This is a genomic window from Ruminococcus flavefaciens ATCC 19208 (assembly GCF_000518765.1).
In the GTDB taxonomy this organism is placed as follows: Bacteria; Bacillota; Clostridia; order Oscillospirales; family Ruminococcaceae; genus Ruminococcus; species Ruminococcus flavefaciens.
This window is the reverse complement of sequence record NZ_JAEF01000023.1, coordinates 76,995-85,007: the sequence shown is the minus strand read 5'-3', so window position 1 is coordinate 85,007 and position 8,013 is coordinate 76,995. Positions and strand designations below refer to the sequence as shown.

The window sequence follows — 8,013 nt, the reverse complement described above, 5'->3', positions numbered from 1 at the left end:
GTTGACTTCGCAGATTGACTGTATAGCCGAAAACTGCCGTAAAATCGGCACTTTTACGCCTTATCCCTTGACATCAATACGACGCACTCAACGTGACCTGTTCTTGGAAACAGATCGACTCCGCAGACCTTATCCACGCTGTAGCCCTTATCACTCAGCATTTTCGCGTCTCTTGCAGCAGTAGCAGGATTGCAGGAAATCATGACTATTTTCTTCGGAGCAGCTTCTGCGATAACGTTTATAGTCTCAGCCGAGCAGCCCTTTCGCGGCGGATCAACTACGATTATATCGGGAGCACAGCCCTTCCTGCGGAGCTTTCCGAACACCTCTCCTGCATCTCCGCAGTAGAAATCCGCAGTAGTTATATTGTTGCGCTCGGCGTTTTTCTTAGCGTTTTCAACAGCCTGAGGTATTATCTCCACACCCACTATCTTTTTCGTCTGCTTAGCCATTGAAAGACCTATAGTGCCTGCACCGCAGTAGAGGTCGGCAATTACTTCGTTGCCCTTTGGCGCAGCATATTCCAGAGCCTTTCTGTAGAGTCTTTCTGCCTGCACGGTATTGACCTGATAGAAGGAAAGGGGAGATATCTCCACGGTGTTTCCGCACATTACATCTGAGATAGTGTCAGTTCCCCATAGAGTAACGCACCTTTCACCGAGAATGACATTGGTCTTTTTGTCGTTGATATTCATAATGATACTTTTTATGCCGCTGAATTTCTCACAAAGCTGACGGCATAGCGCGGAAAGCTGACGGGATATGTCCTTTCTGACAACAATACAGACCATAATCTCGCCCGAATGTGCGCCGCGGCGGATATAGATATGTCTGACTATGCCCGTATTTGAAGCTTCATCGTATGCGGATATTTTCTTTTCATTTATGTAAGCTATAACAGTATCGAGGATATCACGGAACATTTTCGGCTGCAAAGCGCAGTCCGTAACAGGTACAAGACGGTGGCTTCTTGGGGCGAAAAAGCCGCATACAGCCTTTCCGTCGATATTGGCTACAGGGTACTGAGCCTTGTTGCGGTAGTGCTCGGTCTCCTCAGCACCGAGAAAGTTGTCAAATTCGGGAGAAAGTCCGCCTATGCGTTCAAAAGCGTCGCGGACTATATCGTTTTTCGTGCGGCACTCAGCATCGTATGAGATATGTCTCAGCAGACAGCCTCCGCACTTCTTATAGACAGGGCAGGTGTTTTCGATACGGTCAGCCGAGGGAGTTATTATCTTCTCTACGATGCCGTAAGCATAGCTTTTCAGCAACTTTACTATCTTTATCTCGCACACATCGCCTACAGCGGTCTCGGGTACAAATACAGCCATACCGCCAACGCGGCATACACCGCTTCCCTCGGAAGTAAGTGCAGTTATTTCGGCTGTACAGACTTGATTTTTCTCAGGCATTCCGTCACCTCCTCTTTTTTATCCATAAGCTTGTCGAAGCTTCTGATGTATTCGTAAGGGAACTTGTAATTATGGATACGCTCAATCTTGCCATCAGGGTAGACAAGCTTTGTGGAAGCCGCACAGCCTGCACCGAGAATGGTCTGAGTTTCGTCCATAATAAAAATATTGTAATAGCTTTCAAAGCCTTTTTTGGCGTAGCCCACGTTTTCAAGGTTGTCCACGGTATTCTTCTGACGGTACATATAGTAAGGCAGATAGCCGTGAGACATGAGTGCAGGGATACTGTAGTCAACCATTTCAGCCGCAGGATTTTTTATATTGGCACTGCCGCTCTCGAAGAGATTTGCTGAACGCTTTATAGTCAGGGTATGTACCGTAATGCTTTCGGGGTCAAGCTCTATCATGCGGTCAAGAGTATGGCGGAAGCTGTCGGCGGACTCCGTAGGCAGTCCTGCAATAAGGTCGGTATTTATATTCTTGAAGCCCACTTTCCTTGCAAGCTCAAAGGCTTTTATAGCGTCCTCGCCCGAATGCTGTCTGCCGATGACTTTCAGCACTTCATCGTTGAGAGTCTGAGGATTTACCGAGATGCGCTCTGCACCAAGCTCCTTTATGACACGGAGCTTTTCCTCGGTTATAGTGTCAGGTCTGCCTGCTTCAACACTGTATTCGCGTACCTTGTCAAGATCGAAGTTTTTCTCCACAGTCTTCATGATAGTGCAGAGCTCCTGTGCCGAAACAGATGTAGGAGTACCACCGCCGAAGTAGATAGTATCTATTTTTGTATCGGTGTCCTTAACTATTTTTCCGATTATTTCAAGCTCGCGGCAGAGTGCGGAAATATACTCGGGCATGAGCTTTACAGCGGAGTCCATAGAATGAGACACGAATGAGCAGTAGCTGCATCTTGTGGGGCAAAAGGGGATAGATACGTACAGGCTAACAGCCGAGCTGTCTATTCTGTCAAGTATGGGGAGCTGATTTACAGCCGTATCATAGGCAAGCTGCAATTTTTTATCCGTGACCTCATACTTGTCCCTGAGCCTTGCGAATATCTCATCTTTGGGAAGCTCCTGACGCATAAGCTCAATGACCTTTTTCACGGGTCTGATGCCTGTCATAAGTCCCCACGGAGGAGCAATGCCTGTTTTTTCGGAGAGAATATGATAGATAAGGCGGCATATCTCATGCTCCTTGTCCTGAGTCTCATCAACAGTAATGCTTCTCTCTACGGGAGCTTCTCCGCGGAGCTTTACCTCTGTGGAAAGAGTATCACCGCTAACCTCAGCGATCACATATGCATCGCCCGAAGCCTCGCTGCGGTCACTTCCGAAGGAATAACGGGCGGTATTGAAGAAGAGCTTCAATGTGGCTTCTATCTCGTATTTAAAAGAATTGCCGATCAGTACAATCGGCATTTTATAATTATCAGTCGTCATTTTTTCCTCTGAATTGTCCCAGATACGGGTTCGATTCGCGTTCATAGTCAAGGGTGGTTGTTTCGTTGTGACCGGGGTATACTTTGTAATCGCCTTTAAGATGGTATATCTTGTTCAGCGAATAGGTCATAGCGGAAGCACTGCTTCCCGGGAAGTCTGTTCTGCCCACAGAGCAGCAGAAAAGAGTATCGCCCGAGAACATAGCGTCATTGCATATATAGCACACACTGCCCTGTGAATGGCCGGGTGTATGGAGCACGCGGAATTCGCATTCTCCGTCGTTTATATAGCAGTCGCCGTAAACGCAGGTCCAGTCGGTAACGGGAGTAAATGTCATGAATGACATATCTGCAGCCAGTGAATGAGCTGCACTTTCAAGCATATGTGCGTCAAGCTCATGGATATATACCTCAGCTCCCGTAGCCTTGCGTACTTCCTCAACGCCGCCGATGTGGTCGAAATGACCGTGGGTGAGAAGTATCTTTGTAAGGCGGAGCTTTCTCATTTTGAGAAATTCGAGGAAAAGTCTGCTGTCGCCGCCGATATCAACGGCAACGCATCTGCCGGGGGAAGTCTCGACTATATAGCAGTTAGCGCGGAGAGGTCCGAGCTGTAAATGATGTATCTTCATGTTCATTACTCCTTAAATAGCGGCTCTTTCTACGGAAATAACGCCCTTTATCTTTCTGAGCTTCTCAAAGAGGTTTTTGAGCTGTTCCGTGCTTGAGATAACGATAGTACCCTCGAAAAGTGCGTTTCCGTTTTTGAGGACTCTCGATGCGGAATGTACGATAGGCACTCTTGCTTCTAAGAGGATAGCGGAAATATCATAGACAAGTCCCACTCTGTCCGTAGCGGTTACCTCAAAGCTTGTCTGGAGCTGGGTATCGCTGTTGTCAGTCCACTGTATATCCACCCAGCGGTCAAGCTCCTCGGGATTGTTTCTTGCCAGAGCAGCTTTGTAGTTGGTACAGCTTGTGGTGTGTACCGATACGCCGTAACCTCTGGTGATAAAGCCGATGATATCATCTCCGGGGAGAGGATTGCAGCACTGAGCGAATTTTATGAGCATATCGTCTATCTGGTCGAGGACTATGCTGCTGCGTCCGTTTGGCTTGGGCTTGATGAGCGGTACTACAGACGGTTCTTCGTCATTTTCATACTGCTTTTCGTATTTGTCTTTAAGGCGTGGCATAATCTTTGAGAGAAGTATACCGCCGTAGCCTATGGAAGCATAGAAATCTTCAAGTGTATCGCAGTTATGGCGTTTGAAGTCGTCCTGCAGGAACTCAGTGTACTGTTCTTCTTTCAGGTTTATCCTGTGACGCTTGAATTCGTGTTCAAGCTGAGTCTTGCCCTCAATGATATTTTCATCACGGCGTTCCTTCTTGAACCATGAGCGTATCTTCGAGCGGGCTTCGTTGGTCTGGACTATATTAAGCCATGCACGGTTAGGACCTTTTTCAGGATCCTTACTGGTGATTATTTCGCATATCTGACCTGTCTGGAGCTTATAATCCAGAGGTACTATCCTTCCGTCCACCTTTGCACCTGTGGTCTTGTGACCTATTTCGGTGTGGATACGGTAAGCAAAGTCGATGACAGTTGAATTAACAGGCAGGCTCACAGACATACCCTTAGGAGTCATAACGACGATATCCTCAGGATCAAGGTCTGTCTTGATTATGCGGACTATCTCTTCAACGTCATCTGAGGTCTGCTGGGCTTCGATTACCTGACGTACCCATGCAAGACGCTGTTCCATTTTGTCCTTGCCCTGAATGCCTTCCTTGTACTTCCAGTGGGCTGCGATACCGTATTCGGCTGTTTCGTGCATATCCCATGTACGTATCTGTACCTCGAAGGGGATACCCTCCTTGCCGAGAACAGTGGTGTGGAGAGACTGGTACATATTATTCTTTGGGGTGGAGATATAGTCCTTGAAGCGGTTGGGCAGAGGCTTGAACATATCATGGATAAGTCCGAGAACGTTATAGCACTCGGCAATAGTGGTAACGATGATACGTACAGCGTATTTATCGTATATCTCATCGATATTCTTGTGATTGATAAATATTTTACGGTAGATGCTGTATATGCTCTTTACACGACCGTCTATCTGAGGCGGCTGTGTGAATTCCTCTGATTTGAAGCGCTGTGCGATACGGCTCTTGATTATCTCGATGAATGCCTCGCGCTCTTCCTTTTTGTTTTCAAGAATGCTCTCTATCTCGGAATAAGCATAGGGATCGAGATAGTGGAAGGCAAGGTCCTGAAGCTCCTCCTTCATGGCTCTGATACCGAGCCTGTGGGCGATAGGAGCATATATGTTCATAGTCTCGAGGGCAGTATTTCGCTGCTTTTCAAGTGGACGGTATTTCAGTGTACGCATATTGTGCAGACGGTCGCTGAGCTTGATTATCATAACTCTGATATCCTGCGACATGGCAAGGAGTATCTTACGGATATTCTCTGCCTGCTGTTCCTCCTTTGTGGAGGTTGGGATCTTGCTCAGCTTTGTAACGCCGTCGACCAGAAGTGCAACGTCCTGGCCGAATCGCTTTTTCAGGTCGTCAAGGGTGGCGTCGGTATCCTCAACTACATCATGGAGCAGAGCGGCACATATGGTATCCGTATCCATACCCAGTTCAAGCAGGGTATAGGCTACAGCCAGAGGGTGAGTGATATATGGCTGACCCGATGAACGCTTCTGTCCTTCGTGAGCCTTTGCAGCGAATTCATAGGCTGAGATTATTTTGCTCAGGTCATACTGCCTGTCGTCTGTGAGTATCTTCTGTATGATTTTTTCTATAGTGAAATCGTCTTTGAAATCAGGGATATCCTTGAGAAAGTCTGCGGAATCGTTGGGAAAAGCCGTTTCGGGTATGGGGACTTCTCTTTCGTGATGTATGAGATTTGATATATTCATGTCTTCGGTCATATCTATTCTCCTTTATCAGTGGCTTTTTGTCAGCTTGCTCCTGAGTGAAACAAGCACGGCAGCCGAGTCCAGATCGGCTTTCTGCGAGACCCTGACTCTTTTTATTTTTGCATCTGCACAGGATACTGTTATAAGACCAAGCTGTCTTAAAGCTTCTGTGGCTATGCAGAATTTACAGTAATTGATGCTCCTGCCGCTTATCCTTATATACAGCGTATCGGAGCATATTCCCTCATCGGGGATAGCCTTGTATATCTGTACAACGTCATCTCGTGACGGATACATACTCGGGTAATAGTTCTGAGGCAATTCTTCCCCTCGCAGGAAGGCTTCAAAAGCGGAATTTGCCGCGAAGTATTTACTCTGCTCGAACATATGGGGGCGTATATCGCTTACAATTATGCTTACCGAGGTTTTTCCGCGGAATTCGTTTATACCGAGATTTACGATCATATCGCATATATCGCCCTTTGAAAGACCAAGCTCCTGAGGCGATCTTCTGAATATCAGCGCATCAGCCTGAGTGATGCCGAGCTTTATGCGCAGTTTTGTGTGCGCCCCCTCGGATAGGGGCATGATATCAGTTATCTCAGCTTCTTTTATGTAGAACAGCGGCTTTTCGTTATCGGTGCCGAAGGGTTCGAGAACGCTGAGTCCCTGTACATTCTCAACGGTAAGCTCCGTTGGAGTGATGGGAATATCGGCTTTAAGCTCGGGCAAAGGCATTACCCTGTGGTTTTCGAGAGCGTATTTTTCAAGGAGCTGACCGAATTCATCAGACTTTCCGTTTTTTATGGTGAAGCCTCCTGCACCCACATGACCTCCGAATTTTTCAAGCACATCGGAGCAGGCTGTAAGTGCGCCAAATACCGAGAAATCACCGAATGAACGGGCTGAACCCCTTATCTCGCCGTCGGAGTCTGAGGCTAAGAAGCAGGGCTTTCCGAATTTCTCGGATATCCTCGAAGCTACAATGCCTATAACACCGTGATGCCAGCCATTGCCGCAGAGAAAGATAACTCTTCCTCGGAGAAGCTGAGGCTTTTCATCTATCATGGCTTCTATTTCGGAAATAATTGAGTTTTCGGTGTCCTTGCGCATATTGTTGAGCTTGTCCAGCTCACGGGCAGCTTCAAGGGCTTCATCGTAGTCTTCACACAGGAACAGCTCTGCTGCTGTTTTGGGTGAGCCGAAGCGTCCTGCGGCATTTATCCTCGGAGCCAGTCCGAAGCCGACAGCTTGAGAATTTACAGGCTTGTCCGTAAGTCCGCAGACCTCTTTAAGAGCTATAATTGACGGTCTGTCGGAGTTGTTTATAAGCTCCATACCGTAGGAGACAAGGAAACGGTTTTCGCCTGTAAGGCTTACTATATCGGCAACTGTAGCAATAGCGGCAAGGTCGCCGAACTGTTCAAGAGCCATAGTATAATCGCCGCCGTCAAGAGCGGCTACAAGCTTCAGTGCGATACCTGCACCGCACATATATTTGAAAGGGGAAAAGCAGTCATGCCTGTGCGGGTCAACAACAGCCTCTGCTTTCGGCAGCTGTTCACCCTGCTGGTGATGGTCTGTGACTACGAGTTTCATGCCCTTGGAGTAGATATATTCAGCTTCGGGAATAGCGGAAATACCGTTATCGACAGTTACTATGAGAGAAGCTCCCTCAGCGGCTATGCTGTCGACAGCCTTCATGTTGAGCCCGTATCCCTCGGAACGTTCCGGGATATAATAGAAAACGTCCGCACCTGACTCTGCAAGGAAGGAATACAGAATGACTGCGGACATAATGCCGTCGCAGTCGTAATCACCGTAAATACAAATGCGTTCATCGCTGTCGATGGCGGCATTTATGGTATCAGCAGCTTTCTGCATATCCTTTATGAGAAAAGGGTCTGAGAGCTCGGAGACATTGAGAGCTTCCATAACAGACTCAGGTGAGGAATACCCCCTTGCGGCAAGAGCTGCGGCAGCAAGAGAGCTTACTCCGCAGCTGAGCATAAGTGAAGATACAGTTTTTCTGTCGGGTACACCGACTGTCCATTTTTTCATACAACTACTCCCGAAAAAGTATAATATACACAACATATTATTATAACATAAATATATGAAAATATCAACAGCCGCAGCGAAAAAAGATTAGCCCTTAAGAACTAAGAGCTAAGAACTGAGAAAGCCGCTCCCAAATCTATCAACGCAAGCGATGCAGATCGTGAATAGT

5 protein-coding genes are annotated in these 8,013 nt (G+C 47.4%); all 5 read right to left on the bottom strand.

Annotation, left to right across the window (positions count from 1 at the left end; all coding sequences use genetic code 11):
* Window positions 1-53: 53 nt before the first annotated feature.
* The 5 genes from rlmD to recJ are packed head-to-tail and all read right to left on the bottom strand — an operon-like array spanning window position 54 to window position 7,844.
* Window positions 54-1,412 (bottom strand): 23S rRNA (uracil(1939)-C(5))-methyltransferase RlmD, encoded by a 1,359-nt coding sequence (gene rlmD / locus L870_RS0106315; protein WP_028517429.1) that lies wholly within the window; start codon window positions 1,410-1,412, stop codon window positions 54-56.
* Window positions 1,376-2,854 (bottom strand): coproporphyrinogen dehydrogenase HemZ, encoded by a 1,479-nt coding sequence (gene hemZ / locus L870_RS0106310; RefSeq protein WP_028517428.1) that lies wholly within the window; start codon window positions 2,852-2,854, stop codon window positions 1,376-1,378. The genes rlmD and hemZ overlap by 37 nt, the downstream gene beginning before the upstream one ends.
* Window positions 2,844-3,485 carry an MBL fold metallo-hydrolase gene (locus L870_RS0106305; RefSeq protein ID WP_028517427.1) on the bottom strand — a complete coding sequence of 214 codons (642 nt, stop codon included), beginning with the start codon at window positions 3,483-3,485 and terminating at the stop codon, window positions 2,844-2,846. Before L870_RS0106305 ends, hemZ begins: the two co-directional genes overlap by 11 nt.
* Window positions 3,486-3,497: 12 nt before the next feature.
* The gene (locus L870_RS0106300) at window positions 3,498-5,795 is read right to left on the bottom strand and encodes a RelA/SpoT family protein (protein WP_155250151.1); all 2,298 of its coding nucleotides are present in this window, start codon (window positions 5,793-5,795) and stop codon (window positions 3,498-3,500) included.
* 15 nt (window positions 5,796-5,810) lie between these two features.
* Window positions 5,811-7,844, bottom strand: a complete 2,034-nt coding sequence (gene recJ / locus L870_RS0106295; protein ID WP_028517425.1) for a single-stranded-DNA-specific exonuclease RecJ — start codon at window positions 7,842-7,844, stop codon at window positions 5,811-5,813.
* Window positions 7,845-8,013: the final 169 nt, after the last annotated feature.